The following is a 21,134-nucleotide window of genomic DNA, read 5'->3' as shown; positions in this document are numbered from 1 at the left end:
TAAAATTATCTTTAGTACTTATAATAATTGCATTAAGTTTTTTATTTTATAATAAATATATAGAAGAAAAGTATATTGATGAAACTAAAAATATGACTGAACATGATTTAAAATTAGTGAATGAAGTAATATTGCTAGCTAAAGAAAAAATAGGGCTTGAATACGTCTGGGGTGGTAAGGGAGAAATAATGACTAATGAAAGATTAGATGAGCTTATCTTTGAATATGGAATAAAGCATTATCCTTTAGAAAGGGATAAGTATATTAAAAATCAAGCATTTGACTGCTCTGGACTTACTTATTGGACCTATAAAAAAATAACAGGGGTAGAGATAGGATATTCTACATTACAACAAAAAGAAGTATTAAAGAATTATAGGATAGATAAATCTGATTTACAGCCAGGTGATTTAATCTACACTCCTGGACATGTTGTTATGTATATAGGTAAAGGTAAAGTTATACAATCTGCTAATGATATGGCATACCCGATAGGTGGTGTGAAGATTTCCCCAGTTCTTATGTATAAAAATGGTGAAGTATATAGACCAATTGGATATGTAAATAATATTTTAAAGAATAATAAATAACTTGATATTAAAATAGAGAAGATACTTGAAGTAGAGAATCTTCTCTGTTTTAATATTATGAATAAATTATTAAGAATACATAATTGGACAAGTACATATATATTTATTTATAAAAAGTGTTGACATGAGAAATTTAAAGTATTCCGAGGTAGCTCAATGGTGGAGCAACCGGCTGTTAACCGGTAGGTTGAGGGTTCGAGACCCTCCCTAGGAGCCAATATAAGTACTAAAAAGCTATTAATATTTTAATAATAGCTTTTTTTATGCAAAAAAATAAATAAAAGAATATTATTGAAAAGTATACAGGAGCTAATATTAAGATATTCAATATGCTATAGAATAATATTAAGAAAAATAAGAAAACATAAGATATATAAAGTTTGAAAAGGAAAGATAAAATATGCAATTAACGAAAGATAAAAACTTTTACAAAACTATTATAAAAATATCTATACCAATAACGTTGCAAAATCTAATAACAGTATCAGTAAATATGGCGGATACTGTTATGTTAGGTAAGTTAGGAGAAATACAGTTATCAGCATCGTCAATAGGGGGGCATTTATTTTTTATGCTAATTATTCTTATGTTTGGTTTAGGTGGAGGAGCTAGTGTAATGTCTGCTCAGTACTATGGTAAAAAAGATATAAATTCAATACATAGTATATTAAATGTAACTTATAAAATAGCTATTATATTATCAATAATATTTTTTCTAATATCCATTCTTTTGCCTAAAGAGTTTATGCAGCTATTTACTAATGATAAATATGTTATAAATCAAGGTATAAAATACATACGAATAGTAAGTATTAGTTATATTTTTTATTCACTGACAATTTCAACAAACAGCGTATTAAGAGCAGTAAAAAATGTAAAGGCTCCTATGGTAATAAATTCAATGTCTTTATTAATAAATATAACTTTTAACTATATATTGATATTTGGAAGGTTTGGTATTAGGCCTTTAGGGATACAAGGAGCAGCTATTGCTACTGTAATATCAAGATGTTCTGAATTCTTGCTAGTAATAATATATATGATATTTTTTGAGAAAAAAATTAAATATAAAATTAACTTAATTAAAAATAATAATAAAGATATAAGAAATAAGTTTATAAGAGTAACTACTCCGATTTTTTTTAATGAGTTATTTTGGACAATTGGATCTTCAACAATATCAATAATAGTTGCAAGAATGGGAACAAAGGTTGTAGCAGCAAATAGTATAAACAATATAGTGTATCAATTTGCATTATTATTTATACAAGGTTTATCTAGCGCGTCATCGGTGATAATAGGAAATACAATAGGAAAAGGACTATATAAAAAGGTAAAAGAATATGCAAATACTATTGCTATTTTGAGTTTAATTTGCGGAATTATTGCAGCTATAGTTGTATATGTAATAAGAATATTTATAGTGGATATCTATAATGTAAGCATACAGACTAAATTAATTGCAAAAGATATAATGATAGCAACATCTATAGGCATATTTTTTAGATCATTAGGATCAACTATTATGATGGGGATACTTAGAGGAGCAGGGGATAATAAATTTGTATTTAAATATGAGATGATATTCATGTGGTGTGTAGCTATTCCACTTGGCTTTATTGGAGTATTCTATTTTAAGTTTAGTATACCTATAGTATTTTTATTATTAAAAAGTGATGAAATATTAAAAGGAATAGCAGCTTATATAAGAGTTAAAAAAGGTAACTGGATAAATAATGTGACATTAGGTGATAGATAGGTTTAATAATTATTAAGATTATTAAATACTTTATTAATGATATATTAATAGGATAAGAATGAAATAACATATAGATATAATATAAAAGCTTATGATATTATAAAATAATGCTATTTATAATATCATAAGCTTTATTTTGATTAATTATACTGAGCCTCGCAATCTTCATTTACAACTGTATTTTTATTAATAAAAATGTATTCTATGAACAATACTATATTGAAAGTCATAATTACAGCTAAAGAGTATACTAAAGGATTTAATCCATCACCTATATTAAATGGAGGTGCGTTCATATAAGCATAATTAGAATTTAATATTGTATTTACTATTAGCATTAATAAATGATAGGTAGTTGTAAATACTATCAGATTTTTTAAATCCATTTCTGACATACCTATTTTCTTTACATGCAGTAAGTAAATAGAGCCCCATAAAAGAAACAAATGCCCAATAAAATAGGAGTATTGAGTTATATGTGGAAATAAAAAAGGATCTATTCCAGGAAGTAATAAAGCTGATATTGAACCAAATATACCCCAATAAGAACCTATTTTCATTAAAGATTTTTTATTAAAAACTAAACCAATTCCCACAAAGATAATGGCAATCCGACAATGAAATAATGGTAATCCTTCTTTTAGTAGATTATATTTACCTGTAAAATACCAAGTATATAAAATTACTTGCTGGATTATCAATGTAGATCCTATAAATAATTCTAGTATTCTATTTTCTAATTTCATAGCAAAAATAAAAACACTTACTAATACAGCTACAAATAATATAATTAGATGCAATTTTCCAAATATAATAAAGTTGCTTTTATCTGGTGCACTTCTAAAAAAGTAATAAAAATTTTTCATATTAATCTCCCTCTAATTAATTATTATGTACATTTTATGTACTTTATAAAATAATTATAACATTGTATTATAATATACTATTATGTCTAATTTTGCAAAAATACTTTGATAAAAAATATAGAAAATTCTAAAAAATCGCATATTTTAAAAGGATTGCCTTGTTAAAGTGTAGAATAAGTATTGTAATATATTTTTATTATTAAATACTAAGGGAGGTAAGAATGAGAGAGTTATTTAAGAAATGGAATGATATAAGTTTAGTTAAAAGAATTGTTATTGGATTAATTATTGGTATTATTTTAGCTTTAACAGTTCCTACATATGCTAGCCCAATTGTAATATTTGGATCATTATTTGTAGGAGCACTAAAAGGAGTAGCTCCAATACTTGTATTTTTCTTAGTAATGACTGCTATTTCTCAACATAAGAGTGGTAAAAAGACTAATATGAGTTCAATTATTGGTCTCTATCTTTTAGGTACATTTTTAGCAGGACTTGTTGCAGTTATAGCAAGTTTTATGTTCCCAATAACACTAACACTTGGGGCTGAAGTTAATGATATTGCACCTCCTGGAGGAGTTGTAGAAGTATTAAAAAATTTACTTATGAATATAGTAGATAATCCAGTTAAAGCATTATTTAATGCAAACTATATAGGTATATTAGCGTGGGCCTTAGTTTTAGGTCTTGCACTTAAAAATTCTGCAGAATCTACAAAAAGAATGATAAGTAATGTAGCAGACGCATTATCACAAGTAGTAAGGTGGATAATAAGTTTTGCACCATTCGGTATAATGGGACTTGTATTTGATAGTATTGCTACACAGGGGTTAGAAACTTTACTTGGATATGGTCAATTAATTATTTTATTAGTCGGTTCAATGGCGTTTATAGCACTTGTTGTAAATCCACTGATTGTTTTTATAGCAATACGTAAAAATCCATACCCATTAGTATTAAAATGTTTGAAAGATAGTGGTATAACAGCATTTTTCACACGTAGTTCAGCTGCAAATATACCAGTTAACATGGGATTATGTCATGAACTAGGTTTAGATAAAGATACTTACTCTGTATCAATTCCACTTGGAGCTACTATAAATATGGGGGGCGCGGCTATTACAATTTCAATATTAACACTTGCAGCAGTTCATACTCTTGATATTCAAGTAGATAGAGGTATGGCTTTAGTACTTAGTTTATTATCAGCAGTAAGTGCTTGTGGAGCTTCAGGTGTAGCTGGAGGATCATTACTATTAGTTCCACTAGCTTGTAGCTTATTTGGAATTCCAAATGATATTGCGATGCAGGTTGTAGGAGTAGGTTTTATAGTAGGGGTTATACAAGACTCTTGTGAAACTGCTCTTAACTCATCTACAGATGTACTTTTTACAGCTGTAGCTGAATTAGCAAAGCGTCGAAAAAAAGAAATTAAAAATGTAAAGTATTCAAAGGATACTAATTAATTTATAAGTAGACTGATAGAGAAAATTATGATATTGTTATTTTGGAAATTATTATGAAGTGACTAAAATTTATTATCAAAAGGAGAAATAATAATGATAAACAAAGTAGCTAAAGTAACTGTATATGTAAACAACCAAGATGAAGCTAAAAAGTTTTGGACAGAAAAATTAAATTTTGTAACTAAAATAGATGCGACAGAAGGACCTCTTAGATGGATAGAAGTTGCTCCACAGGAAAGTGAGTGGGTAACTATAGTTTTATATGATAAGAATCTTATGAAAAGTCAATATCCATCAGCTAATGTAGATTATAAGACAGTAATACTAAGTACAGAAAACTTAGATAATGCATATAATGAAATGAAGAGTAAAGGAGTAGAGGTAACTGATATAGTAACTATGCCTTATGCTAGATTATTTACATTTAAAGACCAAGATAACAATGAATATTTATTACGTGAAGATAAATTCTAATAAATTATATTGTTAAATAGATATAAAAGCCTTCATAATATGAAGGCTTTAAATTATATTTAAGAAATTCAATTTTATTTTCTTTTATAAAACAATCTAAATCCAGTAATTAGAAATGCAATAAAGCAAAGTATAAAAGAGACTATAAATGCTATATGCATTCCATATAAAAATAAGTCATCACGGCCTTTAATATATCCGGTAACAGTATATCCTGCCTTACTACTCATTGAGAAATATAGTATTGTAGTAGACAAAGATAACCCTATAACCATACCTAAGTTTCTAGCTAATGAATTTATACTACCAGCGATACCTAAATATTTTGGTTCAACGGAAGACATTATTATAGAGTTATTAGGAGATTGGAATAAAGCAACACCTACACCAGTAAGGGTCGATAGGAATACTATAAAATATATAGGTGTGCTTTGGCTTAAAAATATAAATAAAACCTGAGATATACTTACAATCCCTAAACCACTAAAAGTTAAACCTTCAGCACCGATCTTATCAGATAAAGACCCACTTAATGGTGCTACTATTATCATAGCTAATGGTACACTCATAAGAATTAATCCAGATACCATTGGCGATAGCATTAATGTATCTTCTAAGTAAAAAGGTATTAAGGTATTTAAAAATAAATTTGATGAAAATACCAATAATGCACTTAATAACCCTAGAGAAAATGATTTATTCTTAAATATAGTCATATCAATTAAAGGATTTTCAATCATCTTTTCGACATATAAGAATATAATAAACATAACTACGAATAAAATAAAAAGTCCTATCACTAATACTGTTCTAAATCCAGTTACTTGACCTATAAATATACCCATGAATAAAGAAATTATACTTGTTGCGAATAGTATAAATCCTAAGTAATCAATATTAAAATTCACATTTTCAGCGGATTTTTTAGGGAACACAAAGTAGCCAAGAATTATTGCAAATAAGCCTACTGGAATATTGATTAGGAATATGTAATGCCAAGAATAGTTTTGAAGTATTAGACCTCCCAAACTTGGCCCAGCTATACTACCAAGAGAAACAAAGCTACCAAGTATGCCGAGACTTTTTCCTCTCATTTCTTTAGGGAAATACTCAGTAATTATACCGTAGTTTGTAGCCATTGTCATACTAGCACCTAATGCTTGTATAATTCTTGACAAAAGTAACATCTCTATGGATTTACTTATTCCACAAAGTAAAGAGCCTATAATAAATACAAAGGTTCCGATTCTAAAAATTTTAATTTTTCCAATAGAATCACTTAATTTACCCCAAAATATTAGTAAACAACAGATTGTAAGCATATATAATGATACTATCCACTCTGCTATACTCATTTCTATATTAAGACTCTTTGATATCATAGGCATTGCTATATTTACTATACTTCCATCAAGAGTAGACATAAATGTGAATAAGCATGTGGCTACTAATATTAACCATATATTCGAGCTATTATTTTCATTCATTTTTAGTCAAACCTCCAAACTTTTATTATAAATAAGTTTTGCAAAATCTAGTGTATATATACAAAATCTATATATAACTTTTTACGAAAAATTATTTTATTATAGATTAGTAAATATCATGATATGATAATATATAAATATAAAAATTGGTAATAAGAAAGGGAAATGAATGGTTTTAAAAATAATTTTCTCAAGTATATTATTAACATTTTCAACAGTTGGAATATTTATTATTTTTGGCTTGATTTATAATCTTATAGAAAATAAGAATCTTAAGTATATTAATTACACTTTTGGAACAAAAGGAATTTTAATAACTGGAATAATAGGTACTACTATTCACGAACTAAGCCATTATATTATGTGCAAAATATTTGCTCATAAAGTAAGAGAGGTTAAGCTATTTACACCATATAAGTATGAAAGAGAAGGAATATTAGGTTATGTATATCATAGCTATAACCCTAAGAGTATTTATCAGAATATAGGAAACTTTTTTATAGGTATAGCACCTATGATATTAGGAGGTGCTTTTATAGCATTATGTTTTAAATTATTTTTTCCAGATATATATATAGAACTTTCAGGTTACGTTATAGAATTGATTAAATATAATGAAGGATATAGTATAAATAGAGTTTTTTTAGTAATTAAAGAAATTTTAGCATTATTTATTGGAATGTTTTTATCAATAGACAATTTCTTAAATTTTAGATTTTGGATATTTATTTTTATAATGTGCTCGATAACTTCTCATATGTCACTGAGTTCTGCAGATCTTAAAAATTCAAGAAGTGGGATAGGGTATATATTTATATTATCGATTGTTATTTCTTTATTAGGATACATATTAAATATAAATTTACAAAATATAGCTAAGTTAATATTAATATACAATATATATTTTTTTTACTTTTTATTTATTGGAATAGTATTTTCATTACTAAGTTTATTTATATTTTACTTAATAAGCAAAGTTGTACAAATATAGAGTATAAATTTATACGTTTATAATAGGTCATTATGTATACTTATATAGAAATATAAGTATATACAATGTATAATAAATTTAGCAATAATTTGGAAAGGAAATAAATAACTAATGAAAAGTAGTGAGTTTTATTTTAAAAGTACTAAAGATAATTTAGATATACATGTATATAAATATGAACCTGAAAATAAAAATTCTATTGGTATTGTACAAATATCTCATGGTATGTCTGAAACAGCAATAAGATATGAATACTTTGCAAAAAATCTAACAGATAATGGATATACTGTTTATATAAATGACCATAGAGGGCATGGATTAACAGCCAAAACAATAGATAATGTAGGATATTTAGCAGATAGAAACGGATTTACATATTTAGTAGAAGATATTAATACTTTGACTAACATAATCAAAGAAGAGAATGAAGATTTACCTATATTTTTATTTGGGCATAGTATGGGGTCATTTGCTAGTCAAAGATATATTATGAAATATGGTAATAGCATAGATGGGCTTATTTTATCAGGTTCTAATGGGAAACATGGTTTTATTTTAAAGATAGCTGAGAAAATAATAAATTATGAAATAAAGAAAAAGGGAAGATTACATAGAAGTAAAGCACTAGATAGTTTAATATTTGGTGGAAATAATAAAAAATTCAAATCTCCAAGAACTGAATTTGACTGGTTAAGTAGAGATGAAAAAGAGGTAGATAAATACATCGAAGACCCTTTCTGTGGAGTTTTATTCACTTGTGGATTTTTTTATGATTTCATAAAGGGATTACAAGAAATAGAAGATAAAGAAAACTTGAAAAAAGTGCCACTAGATTTACCAATATACATAATGTCTGGAGACAAAGATCCTATAGGTAAAAATGGAAAAGGTGTTTTAAGGTTAAGAAATCAATATATTAAATTAGGAGTAAAAGATGTTTTATGTAAACTTTACGATGGTGGTAGACATGAAATGCTAAATGAAACTAATAAAGATGAAGTAATTAGAGATATATTAAACTGGTTAAATGAAAAGAATAAGGTAAATAAAGCACAAGAGATTTAAAAGCAACTAAGTGAAAAAATAAAGTTTTAATAATATATGATAAAAGGTAGTGTATTATAATTGATATTTAAATACACTACCTTTTTATATTAAAAATGATTTTTAATTAGTTTTCCTATAAGTTACTAATGTGTTTTTAAAAATACTATTTCTTTTTTCTGATATGAATCTATCATTAAAGTAATTACTATTTCTTTCTAATCCATCTTGAAGAGATTCTAATCCTTCTTCTTCGATTAAGGTTTTTTTATCTGAGAAAAGATTAGTACCTAATCCCAACTTATCTCCTTCAAACTGTACACCCATACTAGCTAAAATAGTTGGGAACATATCAAATGGAGCAAATTCTCTATTTTTAATATTATCAGTTGTTATAGGCGCATTAAGTATTAAGTTAAATATAGTTCTATGATATGAAGGGTCAAATTCCTTGAAGTAATTTTTATCCATACTTAAATGGTCACCTGTTACTACGATTGTAGTATTTTCATAAAACGGCTGTTTTTGAATCCATCTTATAAATTTAACCGCTTCTTTTGTTGAATAAGCGATAACATTTGAATACTGTTCAGGGTATTTATTTTCCACATTTTTAGATAAATATCCATCAGGGAAGTGAGTATCAGCTGTTTCCATAGTGAAGTTAAATGGTTTACCTTCCTTATGTAGACGTGTTAACTCATCTTTAGCATATTCGTATAATTTATCATCTTCAAATCCCCACCATACATTGTAATCCTTAGGAATTAAGCCCTTTTCTTTTGCTGCTTTGTAATCAAAGATATTAAAGCTACCATGCGTATTGAAGAATGTTGTTAATCCCCCACTATCAGAATCCGCTCCAAACATTATAGTTTGGTTATACCCTTGAGCTTCTAGTATATCACCTATAGTAATAGTTCCAGGTAAGAAGCTACCAGATTTTCCATACGAGTTAGCTCCTATAGGTATCTTCAGAGGAATACCTGCGCTCATATTTACCATACCCGCAACTGACCATGATGATCCATATGTTTGATATGGGCCACCAAATTTATCATTATCTGAGAAAGAAATACCTTCCTTAGATAATTCAGTTAACTCAGGCATTAGGTTATAATTCATATATCCCCCTAATTCCTTAGAAAGATATGTGTTCTCAATAGATTCTAGATAAATATGAATTAAATTTCTTTTTTTAGATGGAAATGACATTTTCACATCGCGTGGATCAACATAATTTTCATCAAAGTAATTCGAATTAGAATAATATGCCTTAACTACTTTTGATAAATTAAGTTTATGAGAACCGTATGGCACACCAACTATAAGGCATATAAAGGCTAATATAAATGACATTCTGTTTAATATTCTTTTTGATAATATTTTCTTTTTTATATTATCTTTAGTCAAAGATATATCATATGAAAAATTCATAAAGATTAAAAATACAGTGGTACTAGCTACAATAGCAAATACTGGAGTCATAAAAATTTCTTTAAACATATCAGTACTTGTACCTTTAAGTGGTGACTTTAAGTTGAATAAAAATTGTTCTGGTGTGATTATTCCAAAGTAATCAATAAACCAATTTGAAAAGAATATAAAAGTAACTCCTATTATAAAGAATAAAATAGATGTAACTTTTATTAATGAAGCTTTTTTAGTTAGTTTATCTGTAGATTTTGAAAAATTAATTTTCGAACTTAAAATAACTTTCGAGTTTAACATTAATTTTATAAATAAAAATATTACACCACAAATTAATGTGAAACCAATATACGTAAGACTAAATACAGGCGTGTATATAGAACTTTCAAGTATATTAGATTTGTTGAAAAGATATTTTAGTAAGCTTAATGATACTATATTAAATGGTACAATAAAAAATAATAGATCATTTACAATAGTTAAAGTTTTTTTATTTCTTTCAAATAAAAAATAATTTACCAAAGCTAATATAATACCCGCGACTAAATAAGTTATTATTTGCATAAATCCTCCCTCTAACATGCAAGTTAACACTATGTTTAATAAAAATATAATATATATTTAAACAATTTGAATATTAAGTATAAATAAGTTATATATACTTATTTAAATAACATAAAATGTGTAAATATAGAAATATAATATCATATTTTGTAGAAAAGTGAAAAAAATTTCAAAACTGTAATAAAAATGATATAAATAGTAATGTATTTTATGCAGCTGTACATGGTAAGTAAGAGCTATTAACATAAATATGAAAGATAATCCTATGATTTTTATAAAGAAATATAATCTGTTGATATTATTGAGATAAATAATTTACTTTTAACTAAAAGATATCTTATAATTAATTATAAGAGTTGTTTTATTACTTACTAAATATGTAAAAAGTATATTTCGTTATTTACTTTGAAAAACTGTGATAAAAGAAATTAAAAGTTGATTTTAAATAAAGGGATATATTACATAAAAGTTAAAAATGATATATAGAAAGGTGTTATATGGAAAAAATAGGGCTAATATTAGAGGGTGGCGGTATGAGAGGTATTTATACTGCTGGCGTACTAGATTTTTTTATAGAAAAGGATATAGAGGTAGACTTAGTAGTAGGTGTTTCTGCAGGTAGTTGTAATGGCGCTTCGTATTTATCTAAGCAATATAAAAGAGCATACCATGTAAATATAGATTATTTGAATGATAAGAACTATTTAAGTTTTAGAAATTTTATAAAAACAGGGTCTATATTTGGAATGGATTTTTTATTCAATAAAATACCTAATGAATTAAACATTTATGATCATGATACCTTTAAAAAATCAAAGGCAAAATTTATTGCAGTAGCAACTAATTGTGAAACTGGTAAGGCTGAATATTTTGAGCTAAAAGATTTAGAAAAAGAGATTATTTATTTACAGGCATCTTCATCTATACCTATGTTTGCAAACATAGTAGAAGTTGATGGATATAAACTTTTAGATGGAGGTGTAGCTGACTCTATACCTATAGAATATGCTATAAATAATGGATATAAGAAAAATATAGTAATACTAACAAGAGATAAAACCTATAGAAAAAGCAATATTAAGTTTATTCATGCGGTAAAAAGGAAGTATAGAAGATATCCTAAACTTATACAAGCTATAGAAAATAGATATATTAATTATAATAAAAGTTTAGATCTAGTGAATAAACTAGTCCAATCTGGAGATGCTTTTGTAATTAGACCTAAAAATCCAGTTCAAATCAGTCAAATAGAAAAAAATGTGATAAAGCTTAATAACTTATATGAATATGGCTACAATGATGCAAAAGAAGCATATGATAAAATTTTAGAATTTATGAATAAAAATTAGGTGAAGAAAATATTTCCACGGCAATTAAAAACACATTATTGAATTATATAGTATTTTTATTTAGAATAGAGCATTTTAACTGCTCTTTTTTTATGGTAAAATATAGTGAATTATACTAGAATTGGAGGAATTGTATTGAATAATAAGAAAAGGGCAATAGCAGCTATAATTATATATTTACTTATTATGATAATTGGAGTAAGTATAAATAATAACTTCTTTAGTATGGAAAATAATATAGGTAGATTAATTAGCCTTTCAGTAATTCAAGTGGTATCATCAGCTTATATATTTTATACAATAAAAAAATATTACGGATGGAAAAATATTGGTTTTGGCAAACTTAATTCTAAAAGTTTAGTTTGGTTTTTACCTTATGCACTTATATTAATAGCTATGGGATTTAGTCTTGTGCAAAGTATTAGTGAAAATATAGGTTCATTTAGCTATGAAACATGGTTGACTATTATACTAACTTTGGTAGGAACTTCATTAGCAGGTTTTTCTGAAGAAGTAATATTTAGAGGAATGATATTAAATTCTTTTAAATCAGATAAGTCTATAATAGGAGCGATGATTATTAGTAGTATAGGATTTTCAATTGTACATATTACAACTATATTTATGGGGAAATCATTGATTGAAGCTATTGCAAATGTTATATATTCAAGTTTATTAGGGTTTTCATTTGTTGCTTTAGCTATAAAGTTAAATAATATATGTCCAATTGTAATTTTTCATGTAATATGGAATTTTATTCTTATGGTATCTTCATCAATAAATGTAGAAATATCTAAAGTAGCTTTATTATGTAACCCTGTAAATATTATAATAGGAGCTATTTTATGGATTATAATTATAAGGAATCAAATAAAAAAGAACAAGCTTAAATATAACCTTGATAAAGTTATCACGTGGTAGTTAAATATATCATAATTAAGTAGAGAATAAGAAAGTTAAGGAGATAAATATGCCTAAGTATGCTAAATTACAAAAGAATATAGATGGAAAAGATAAGTATGTAATTACACCACAAATACCAGGTGGTTATATAACACCTGAAAAACTTATAAAAATAGGTAAAGTAGCAAAAAAGTATAATGGATCTTTAAGGATAACTTCAGCTCAAAAAATAGCTATAGGAAATTTAAAGGAAGAAGATATAGATAAAATTTGGGAAGAATTAGATATGGAACCAGCAATAAAGAACATATGCTCAGTAATCAATATAGAAATGTGTTCAGCAAATTTTTGTAGGAGATCAAAATATCCAATAATAGGTTTAGGGATGAAAATCACTAAAAAATTTCATGGTATGGAACTACCGGGTAAAGTTAAAATTGCTGTAGCAGGTTGTAAAAATGCATGTATAAATGCATATATTAAAGATATAGGCATATTATCAGATTCTAGTGGGAAATTATTTATTGTAGTAGGTGGAAAAGGTGGATTAAATCCTAGGAAATATGATATATTAGCTGAAAATTTAAATGAATATGAAGTTATGTCTATTATTAAAAACTTACTTGACTTATACAAGGAAAAATCTATAGAATATGAGAAATTTACTAACTTTATAGATAGGATTACTATAGAGAAATTGACTAAATATATATATAAAACAAGGGTCTAATTACAGTTTATGTAAATTAGATCCTTGTTTTATCTTAAGTTATATTTATTTCGACTATAATTCTATTTAAAATATTTTAAGATAAATAAGACTATATTATATTAAAATTAGAAGTTAATTTAATATTTGATTTTTCTCTTATTTTTTCAGCTTGTTCTTTTACTTTTATTAATAGTTCATTTTCATCTAAAACTAAAATTTCTTTTTCTTTCATTAGCCATTTACCATCACAAATAGTAGATTCAACATTTTCACTACTCATAGAATAAACTATATTTCCTATTGGGTTATGCATTGGCAATGAGTGTATAGTGTTTGGATTTAGAATAATCATATCAGCTTTCTTTCCAACTTCTAAGCTACCTATTACATCATCAAGTAAAGCACATTTAGCTCCATTTATAGTTGCCATTTCTAAAATCTTTTCAGCATTAACAACTGTAGGGTTTAATGTCCTTCCTTTATGAATTAAAGATGTTAAATACATATCTCTCATCATATCCATTCTATTGTTAGAAGGAGCACCATCAGTACCTATTGATACAGGGATACCTTTATCAAGCATTTCTGGAATAGAGGCAAATCCTAAAACAACTTTCATAGCAGCAGCTGGATTATGAGAAACTTTAACATTGTTTAATCTAAATAAGTCAAGTTCTCTATTAGTAAGCCAAACAGTATGAACTGCTAATAAATTAGGGCCTAAAACACCTAAGTTATTTAAATGTTCAACAGTAGGTAAGCCATTACGAAGTTTTGCAAAGTCTACTTCATCTGCAATTTCAGCAATATGCATATGTATACCAGTATTATATTTATCAGCTAAATCTTTTGTTTTTACTATTAACTCATCAGAATTATTAAATATAGTTCTTAAGGCAAACCATATTTTAATTCTTTCATTTGAAGAATTATTAAATTTATTAAATAAATCTATTTGTGTAGCTAATTCCTCCTCCGTTGTTTTTTGCCAAGCTTCTGGAAGTCCTTCACCTTGGTCCATAACTGATTTTGCAAGACAAGCTCTAAGTCCAGTTTTATCAACTGCTTCAACCATTGCATCGACATATTGTCCACCTGACTCTAGGAAAGTAGTTACCCCAGAACGTATTAATTCTATACAACAAGCAGTTGAAGAAATTAATGAGTCTTCGTAATTAAAACTACTTTCATAAGGCCAGATTCTATCTCTAAGCCATGTTAATAAATCTACATCATCAGAAATCCCACGCCCTAACTGTTGAGATAAATGAACATGAGTATTAACAAGACCAGGCATAAGTATTTTGCCTTTGGCATCATAAATTTCAGCATCCTCATTTACTATACTTTCATCAAAGTGACCTACGGCTTTTATAATATTATCTTCTATTAAAATATTACCGCTTTTATATACATCTCTATTGTTGTTCATAGTTATTAAGTAAGAATTTTTTATAAATAATTGTGTCATAAATTACCACCTCGAACGTATTTTATATGTATTATACAGAAAAACAGTTGGTGAATCAATAAAAAATGAATTAAAATATAAAAAATACTTTTAAAGTACGAATATGTACGAATTTTTCGAGGGTGTGTTAATTTTTTATAAATAAAAATATAGACAAATATATAACTATTGATATGGATTAGAACTTTGTTGAATTAGAAAATGTTATAACATCAGCAATAAAAAGAGTCGATAATATAGTATATAACAATGTAAAAGATTTAAAAGAAGGAAACTTTAAAGGTGGAGAAGTAAGTGTATACGGATTAAAAGAAGATGATGTAGGTATAGCAGTAACAACTAAAAAACTTGTAAATAAGGATATATTAAGATTTGTAGAAGTGGGATATAATAAACTAAAATAATCATTTAATTATATAAAAATTACAATAAATGGTATATAATAAATAATAATATGAATATGACTACTTGGAGGTAATAGACATGGGATTAACAGCACACAATAATGCAAATATGGGAGATATAGCGGAAACTATATTATTACCAGGAGATCCATTAAGAGCAAAATTTATAGCAGAAAACTTCTTAGAAGATGCAGTTGAGTACAATACCGTAAGAGGAATGTATGGGTATACAGGATACTATAAAGGTAAGAGAATATCTGTTCAAGGAACAGGGATGGGTGGGCCATCTATGGGAATATATTCATACGAACTTATACATTTTTATGGAGTAAAAAATCTTATAAGAATAGGATCTGCAGGAGCTTTAAATAAAGATTTAAAAATACAAGATTTAGTAATAGGTATGGCAGCAAGTACTGATTCTAATTTTGGAGCTCAATACAACTTACCAGGGACTTATGCACCATCAGCAAGCTTTGATCTTGTAAAAAAAGCTTATGATATAGCTAAAGAAAAAGGAATAGATGCAAAAGTAGGAAATATATTATCTAGTGATGTTTTCTATAGTGACAATGGAATGGAATCTTTAAAAACATGGAGTAAGATGAATATATTAGCAGTAGAAATGGAAGCGGCCGCTCTTTATATGAATGCTGCAAGAGCTGGTGTTAATGCTCTTTGTATGCTTACAATATCAGATTTACCATTTGAAGGTGTAGCAACAACTGCTATGGAAAGACAAACTGCTTTCACAAGAATGATGGAAGTAGCTTTAGAATTAGTTTAATAACTTAGAATATAAAAATAACCTATAAGATAAATGAAATAATTTATCTTATAGGTTATTTTTATATTCTAAATCTAATATGAGTAGAAAAATATATTAGTAATATTTATAAAAGTATATTATAAATAGGGTTATTTACTTAAAGTGATACACTAAATTATAAAAAGTATACTATAAATAAAAATAAAATGTTGCATTTAATAAAAAAAGGTTGTACAATGAAGAAAAGTGTATAATATTGGAGGGAAATATGACAATAAAAAAATTACTATCATTAGGGATAATATTATCAATAACATCTTCAGTTTTAGTAGGGTGTAGTTCAAGTGAAGGAGATTCTAATAAATCAGATACATTGAAAGTTACGATGATAGCTGATTTAGGAGGAATAAATGATCAGAGTTTTAATCAATCAGCATGGGAAGGTTTACAAAGAGCAGAGAAGGAATTAGGAGTAGAAGTTAATGTTATAGAATCTAAACAAGTATCAGATTATGAGGCGAATGTAGAAACTGCAATAGATGAGGATTCAGATTTGGTTATAGGTATAGGTTTTCAAATGGATGCGGCTATAAAAAATGCAGCAGAAAGTTATCCAGAGCAAAAGTTTGCAATAATAGACCATGCATTTGAAGAACAACCATCAAATGTAAACTCAATAATGTTCAATGCGCAGGAAGCATCTTATCTAGTTGGGTTAATAGCTGCTAAGACAAGTGAAACAGGAAAAGTTGGGTTCATAGGAGGAACTAAGGTTCCAATAATAGAAAGTTTTGAATATGGATTCTTATCAGGAGTAGAATCTGTAGGAAACGGTGTGAAAGTATTAAGACAATATGCAGATACATATGCTGATGCAGCAAAAGGTAAAGCAATAGCTAAGCAAATGCACAAAAATGATGCAGATATAATATTTACAGCTGCAGGAAGCACAGGTTCAGGAGCAATAGAAGCAGCAAGGGAAAATAACAAAAAAGCTATAGGTGTTGATATGGACCAGAACTTTGTAGCGCCAGAAAATGTTATAACATCAGCAATAAAAAGAGTTGATAATGTAGTATATAATACTGTAAAGGATTTAAAAGAAGGAAACTTTAAAGGTGGAGAAGTAAGTGTATTCGGATTAAAAGAAGATGGTGTAGGTATAGCGCCAACTACTAAAAACTTTATAAGTGAAGAAGTATTAGCATTTGTAGAAGAACAAGCTGAAAAAATAAAATCTGGAGAAATCATTGTTCCAGTAAATGAAGAGCAATATAATAAATTAAAATAACAAATAAAATCACAACATCAAGTAATAATATGACTAATTGGAGGTAATATAAATGGGATTAACAGCACACAATAATGCAAATATGGGAGATATAGCAGAAACTATATTATTACCAGGAGATCCATTAAGAGCAAAATTTATAGCAGAAAACTTCTTAGAAGATGCAGTTGAGTACAATACCGTAAGAGGAATGTATGGGTACACAGGATACTATAAAGGTAAGAGAATATCTGTTCAAGGAACAGGTATGGGTGGGCCATCTATGGGAATATATTCATACGAACTTATACATTTTTATGGAGTAAAAAATCTTATAAGAATAGGATCTGCAGGAGCTTTAAATAAAGATTTAAAAATACAAGATTTAGTAATAGGTATGGCAGCAAGTACTGATTCTAATTTTGGAGCTCAATACAACTTACCAGGGACTTATGCACCATCAGCAAGCTTTGATCTTGTAAAAAAAGCTTATGATATAGCTAAAGAAAAAAGAATAGATGCAAAAGTAGGAAATATATTATCTAGTGATGTTTTCTATAGTGACAATGGAATGGAATCTTTAAAAACATGGAGTAAGATGAATATATTAGCAGTAGAAATGGAAGCGGCCGCTCTTTATATGAATGCTGCAAGAGCTGGTGTTAATGCTCTTTGTATGCTGACAATATCAGATTTACCATTTGAAGGTGTAGCAACAACTGCTATGGAAAGACAAACTGCTTTCACAAGAATGATGGAAGTAGCTTTAGAGTTAGCTTAGCAAGTAGATATAATTAATATATAATGAACAATATTTAAATATGATTAAAATATAAATAATCTATGGAATGAAGTATGAAAAAGATAATTCATTTTATAGATTATTTTTTATTTAAATGGAATTATAGATAAATATAAAACAGAAAAATCAAATTAATTTCGTAATATTAATTAATAAAATATTACGAAAATGTAAGAGAGTTGTAAGGTGATATGTTAGAAAGAAATGGTATTATAAGATAGAGGGAAATAAGTTAGTAAGGAGGATGAAGTTATGGATATAGGAGTTAAGACTTCAGAGGTAAACAAAAACAAAGAAAAAATAAAGAAAATAGCTCAAGTTATAGTTATGTCAATTATCTTTATTTTGGTGTTTAAAGAGCTAATAAGCATAATATCATCATTTGATGCAGATAAATTTAAAGTATATACACAGAAATTATCAGCAATTGATATATTTAGTATAGTATTATTAGGCGTTATATCTTACTTACCATTGAGCTTTTATGATTTTGTATTAAAGAAAAGAGTAAAAATTAATTTAAATAACAAAAAATTATATAAATATTCATGGATAACGAGTTCAATAGTAAGTATTGCTGGTTTTGGAGGAAGTACTGCGTTAGCTTTAAAGACACATTTTTATAAAGCGTACGTAAAAGATAATAAGCTACTATTAAAAGAGATATCTAAGATAATAGCATTAAATTTAACAGGATTTTCAATGATTTGTTTTATTTATGTAATAATAAATTGGGGGAATTTAGAAATAAATAATCTAAAAAATATAGGAATAATATTTATAAGTTTATATCTTCCTGGTCTTTGTACATACTTTATATATAAATATTTAAATTCTACAGAGGATGAAAAAGTAGATATTAAGGATGCTGTTAAAATAATGCTAATATCAGCACTGGAATGGATAACAACAATAAATTTAATTTATGGAATACTAGTTATTTTAGGTATAAATATTACTTTAACTCAATTGTTTCCTACATTTGTAATATCGATTGTAGTCGCTATGGTAAGCATGTCTCCTGGAGGAATTGGTTCTTTTGATTTAAGTTTTATGTTAGGTTTACAAGCACTTAACGTACCGGGGGAACAAGTCTTATTAGTTATATTTTTATATAGAGTATCTTATTATATAGTTCCACTTATAATAGGACTTATACTATATGCTCATGAAATGTACGAAAAAATGGAGAATAATACAACAAATATGATTTCGAAGGTTTCATCAAAATTTGCTTATAGATCAATATCAGTTTTAGTATTTTTAACAGGTACTCTTTTATTGATACATGCAGCAATACCTAATGTAGTTGATAAGGTGGGTATATTAAGACATAGTACTCATTTATTGATGATGAACAAAGGAGAATTACGACTTTTAAATAAAGAATCTATAGTAGTAGGATTTTTATTAATTGCTATTTCTAGACTTATAAGTTATAGATCAAAGAAAGTATATAAATCTACATTAGCGCTAGTAATATTAGCAAGTATTGTAGCGATAGCAAAAAATTTGGGCTGTTCAACTATTATATATTTAATTATACTAGGAATATTTCTTTATATAAGTAAAGGTCAATTTTATAGAGATAGTTTTATAATGAAGTGGGAGAAGTTAGTAGGTGATATTATAATATTAACAACATTTTTAATATTATATATACTTACAAATCATAATAATTCATATTGGCAAATTAGCTATTATAATGAAGGGATTTTAAGATTTAGTTTAATAGGATTTACTATAGCAATATTATACTTAGCTATAATGTACTATACTAATAAATCTAATGACTTACCTAAAATGAAATTAGAAGAATGTGAGGAAGATATAAAAATAATATTAAATAAATATGAAGGTTCACCTATGATACATTATGTATACCTAGATGATAAATATATTTATTTAAATAAGGATAAAGATGTGCTTATGCAATATCAAATATGCTCAGATAAAATTTTTATCTTAGGAAATCCAATAGGAAATGAAGATAAAATTGAAGAAACAATACAAGAATTAAATAATTTAGGTGATAAATATGGATACACACCTGTTTTTTGTGGAATAAATAAAAGTTTAATTCCTTGTCTTCATGAAAGTGGATATGAATTTATGAAATTAGGCGAAGAGGCAAGAGTTGATCTAAATGAATTTACTTTAGAAGGTAGAAAAATGAAGAGTGTAAGGAATGCAATAGCTAGGGTAACAAAGCAAAAGTATACTTTTGATGTGATTTATCCACCTTTTAGTGAGGATTTTATAGAAAGTTTAAAAGTAGTATCAGATGAATGGTTAGGAGATAGAAAAGAAAGAAGCTTTTTTATAGGTTCTTTCAAAGAAGATTACTTAAGTCGCTCTCCTATAGCTATTGTAAAAGATGAAGAAAATAAAATAAAAGGTTTTGCAAACTTAATGCCTATGTATGACAATGAAACTTTGTCAATTGACTTGATGAGATTTTCACATAGTACGTGTAATGGTGTGATGGACTTTATGTTCGTGAATTTATTTAATTGGTCAAAAGAACAAGGATACTCTAAATTTAATATGGGATTAGCTCCATTATCTAGGGTAGGTCAATCAAAATATTCAAGATTTTTAGAAAGAGTGGGTGGATACATGTATACATACTGTGAAAAAATACATTCATTCCAAGGGTTGAAAAAATTTAAAGAAAAGTATTGTGAAGAATGGGATGGGCTATATATGGCTTATAGAAAACAAAGCTCAGTTGTAACTACAATTCTTCAGGGAATGCTATTATTTACAAAATAAATACGAA

18 protein-coding genes and 1 tRNA gene are annotated in these 21,134 nt (G+C 26.9%); 15 read left to right on the top strand and 4 right to left on the bottom strand.

What is annotated here, in order from left to right:
• The first annotated feature begins 92 nt into the window (after window positions 1-92).
• The 3 genes from H8923_RS00245 (at window position 93) to H8923_RS00235 (ending at window position 2,349) form a co-directional block, all read left to right on the top strand.
• Window positions 93-590 carry a C40 family peptidase gene (locus tag H8923_RS00245; protein ID WP_153972877.1) on the top strand — a complete coding sequence of 166 codons (498 nt, stop codon included), beginning with the start codon at window positions 93-95 and terminating at the stop codon, window positions 588-590.
• 142 nt (window positions 591-732) lie between these two features.
• A tRNA-Asn gene (locus H8923_RS00240) sits at window positions 733-807 on the top strand.
• A 183-nt stretch (window positions 808-990) separates the two neighbouring features.
• On the top strand, window positions 991-2,349 hold the full coding sequence (locus H8923_RS00235; RefSeq protein WP_153972876.1) for an MATE family efflux transporter: 1,359 nt from the start codon (window positions 991-993) through the stop codon (window positions 2,347-2,349).
• A gap of 140 nt (window positions 2,350-2,489) precedes the next feature.
• On the opposite strand, the gene H8923_RS00230 is transcribed toward H8923_RS00235, so the two are convergent.
• A complete protein-coding gene (locus H8923_RS00230; RefSeq protein WP_153972875.1) occupies window positions 2,490-3,215 on the bottom strand; it encodes a YwaF family protein in 726 nt (241 codons plus the stop codon).
• Window positions 3,216-3,436: 221 nt separating this feature from the next.
• On the opposite strand from H8923_RS00230, the gene sstT reads away from it, so the two are divergent.
• Both sstT and H8923_RS00220 read left to right on the top strand, forming a co-directional pair.
• Window positions 3,437-4,681, top strand: coding sequence for a serine/threonine transporter SstT (gene sstT / locus H8923_RS00225; RefSeq protein ID WP_153972874.1), 1,245 nt, complete (start codon window positions 3,437-3,439; stop codon window positions 4,679-4,681).
• Window positions 4,682-4,774: 93 nt separating this feature from the next.
• Window positions 4,775-5,155: a VOC family protein gene (locus H8923_RS00220; protein ID WP_153972873.1), complete on the top strand. Its 381-nt coding sequence runs from the start codon at window positions 4,775-4,777 to the stop codon at window positions 5,153-5,155.
• 74 nt (window positions 5,156-5,229) lie between these two features.
• On the opposite strand, the gene H8923_RS00215 is transcribed toward H8923_RS00220, so the two are convergent.
• The gene (locus H8923_RS00215; protein ID WP_153972872.1) at window positions 5,230-6,642 is read right to left on the bottom strand and encodes an MFS transporter; all 1,413 of its coding nucleotides are present in this window, start codon (window positions 6,640-6,642) and stop codon (window positions 5,230-5,232) included.
• Between the two features lie 169 nt (window positions 6,643-6,811).
• Between H8923_RS00215 and H8923_RS00210 the strand changes: the two genes are divergently transcribed.
• On the top strand, window positions 6,812-7,633 hold the full coding sequence (locus H8923_RS00210; RefSeq protein WP_153972871.1) for a hypothetical protein: 822 nt from the start codon (window positions 6,812-6,814) through the stop codon (window positions 7,631-7,633).
• A gap of 111 nt (window positions 7,634-7,744) precedes the next feature.
• Window positions 7,745-8,698 carry an alpha/beta hydrolase gene (locus tag H8923_RS00205; RefSeq protein ID WP_153972870.1) on the top strand — a complete coding sequence of 318 codons (954 nt, stop codon included), beginning with the start codon at window positions 7,745-7,747 and terminating at the stop codon, window positions 8,696-8,698.
• A gap of 102 nt (window positions 8,699-8,800) precedes the next feature.
• Here the strand turns inward: H8923_RS00205 and H8923_RS00200 are convergent, their stop codons facing one another.
• Window positions 8,801-10,672: an LTA synthase family protein gene (locus H8923_RS00200; RefSeq protein WP_153972869.1), complete on the bottom strand. Its 1,872-nt coding sequence runs from the start codon at window positions 10,670-10,672 to the stop codon at window positions 8,801-8,803.
• A gap of 497 nt (window positions 10,673-11,169) precedes the next feature.
• On the opposite strand from H8923_RS00200, the gene H8923_RS00195 reads away from it, so the two are divergent.
• The 3 genes from H8923_RS00195 to H8923_RS00185 all read left to right on the top strand — a co-directional run bounded on the left by H8923_RS00195 (window position 11,170) and on the right by H8923_RS00185 (window position 13,654).
• A complete protein-coding gene (locus H8923_RS00195; protein ID WP_153972868.1) occupies window positions 11,170-12,021 on the top strand; it encodes a patatin-like phospholipase family protein in 852 nt (283 codons plus the stop codon).
• A gap of 135 nt (window positions 12,022-12,156) precedes the next feature.
• Window positions 12,157-12,942, top strand: coding sequence for a CPBP family intramembrane glutamic endopeptidase (locus tag H8923_RS00190; protein WP_153972867.1), 786 nt, complete (start codon window positions 12,157-12,159; stop codon window positions 12,940-12,942).
• A 49-nt stretch (window positions 12,943-12,991) separates the two neighbouring features.
• Entirely contained in the window at window positions 12,992-13,654 is a 663-nt protein-coding gene (locus H8923_RS00185; protein ID WP_153972866.1) for a nitrite/sulfite reductase domain-containing protein, read from the top strand.
• Between the two features lie 91 nt (window positions 13,655-13,745).
• On the opposite strand, the gene H8923_RS00180 is transcribed toward H8923_RS00185, so the two are convergent.
• A complete protein-coding gene (locus tag H8923_RS00180) occupies window positions 13,746-15,107 on the bottom strand; it encodes an amidohydrolase (RefSeq protein WP_153972865.1) in 1,362 nt (453 codons plus the stop codon).
• A gap of 206 nt (window positions 15,108-15,313) precedes the next feature.
• Here H8923_RS00180 and H8923_RS17790 point away from each other — a divergent pair, with 206 nt between their 5' ends.
• The 5 genes from H8923_RS17790 (at window position 15,314) to mprF (ending at window position 21,127) form a co-directional block, all read left to right on the top strand.
• Window positions 15,314-15,511: a BMP family ABC transporter substrate-binding protein gene (locus H8923_RS17790; RefSeq protein ID WP_187127822.1), complete on the top strand. Its 198-nt coding sequence runs from the start codon at window positions 15,314-15,316 to the stop codon at window positions 15,509-15,511.
• Window positions 15,512-15,590: 79 nt separating this feature from the next.
• Window positions 15,591-16,298, top strand: coding sequence for a purine-nucleoside phosphorylase (gene deoD / locus H8923_RS00170; protein ID WP_187127794.1), 708 nt, complete (start codon window positions 15,591-15,593; stop codon window positions 16,296-16,298).
• Window positions 16,299-16,548: 250 nt separating this feature from the next.
• Entirely contained in the window at window positions 16,549-17,571 is a 1,023-nt protein-coding gene (locus H8923_RS00165) for a BMP family lipoprotein (protein WP_153973210.1), read from the top strand.
• Between the two features lie 52 nt (window positions 17,572-17,623).
• Window positions 17,624-18,331 (top strand): purine-nucleoside phosphorylase, encoded by a 708-nt coding sequence (gene deoD / locus H8923_RS00160; protein WP_187127793.1) that lies wholly within the window; start codon window positions 17,624-17,626, stop codon window positions 18,329-18,331.
• 273 nt (window positions 18,332-18,604) lie between these two features.
• Complete coding sequence (mprF, locus tag H8923_RS00155; RefSeq protein WP_153973019.1) at window positions 18,605-21,127, top strand: bifunctional lysylphosphatidylglycerol flippase/synthetase MprF; 2,523 nt, start codon at window positions 18,605-18,607, stop codon at window positions 21,125-21,127.
• Window positions 21,128-21,134: the final 7 nt, after the last annotated feature.

This window comes from Romboutsia faecis, from assembly GCF_014323405.1.
Classification (GTDB): Bacteria; Bacillota; Clostridia; order Peptostreptococcales; family Peptostreptococcaceae; genus Romboutsia_E; species Romboutsia_E faecis.
The sequence above is the reverse complement of the archived record's forward strand: the minus strand, read 5'-3'. Positions and strand labels throughout refer to the sequence as shown.

Excerpts from the sequence above, each read along its gene's own strand:
- H8923_RS00195 (WP_153972868.1), top strand. The coding sequence starts at position 11,170 with ATGGAAAAAATAGGGCTAATATTAGAGGGTGGCGGTATGAGAGGTATT.
- H8923_RS00245 (WP_153972877.1), top strand. The coding sequence starts at position 93 with ATGACTGAACATGATTTAAAATTAGTGAATGAAGTAATATTGCTAGCT.
- H8923_RS00230 (WP_153972875.1), bottom strand. The coding sequence starts at position 3,215 with ATGAAAAATTTTTATTACTTTTTTAGAAGTGCACCAGATAAAAGCAAC.
- H8923_RS00215 (WP_153972872.1), bottom strand. The coding sequence starts at position 6,642 with ATGAATGAAAATAATAGCTCGAATATATGGTTAATATTAGTAGCCACA.
- H8923_RS00210 (WP_153972871.1), top strand. The coding sequence starts at position 6,812 with ATGGTTTTAAAAATAATTTTCTCAAGTATATTATTAACATTTTCAACA.
- H8923_RS00185 (WP_153972866.1), top strand. The coding sequence starts at position 12,992 with ATGCCTAAGTATGCTAAATTACAAAAGAATATAGATGGAAAAGATAAG.
- mprF (WP_153973019.1), top strand. The coding sequence starts at position 18,605 with ATGGATATAGGAGTTAAGACTTCAGAGGTAAACAAAAACAAAGAAAAA.
- H8923_RS00165 (WP_153973210.1), top strand. The coding sequence starts at position 16,549 with ATGACAATAAAAAAATTACTATCATTAGGGATAATATTATCAATAACA.
- sstT (WP_153972874.1), top strand. The coding sequence starts at position 3,437 with ATGAGAGAGTTATTTAAGAAATGGAATGATATAAGTTTAGTTAAAAGA.
- H8923_RS00180 (WP_153972865.1), bottom strand. The coding sequence starts at position 15,107 with ATGACACAATTATTTATAAAAAATTCTTACTTAATAACTATGAACAAC.
- H8923_RS00205 (WP_153972870.1), top strand. The coding sequence starts at position 7,745 with ATGAAAAGTAGTGAGTTTTATTTTAAAAGTACTAAAGATAATTTAGAT.
- H8923_RS00235 (WP_153972876.1), top strand. The coding sequence starts at position 991 with ATGCAATTAACGAAAGATAAAAACTTTTACAAAACTATTATAAAAATA.
- H8923_RS00200 (WP_153972869.1), bottom strand. The coding sequence starts at position 10,672 with ATGCAAATAATAACTTATTTAGTCGCGGGTATTATATTAGCTTTGGTA.
- deoD (WP_187127794.1), top strand. The coding sequence starts at position 15,591 with ATGGGATTAACAGCACACAATAATGCAAATATGGGAGATATAGCGGAA.
- H8923_RS00220 (WP_153972873.1), top strand. The coding sequence starts at position 4,775 with ATGATAAACAAAGTAGCTAAAGTAACTGTATATGTAAACAACCAAGAT.
- deoD (WP_187127793.1), top strand. The coding sequence starts at position 17,624 with ATGGGATTAACAGCACACAATAATGCAAATATGGGAGATATAGCAGAA.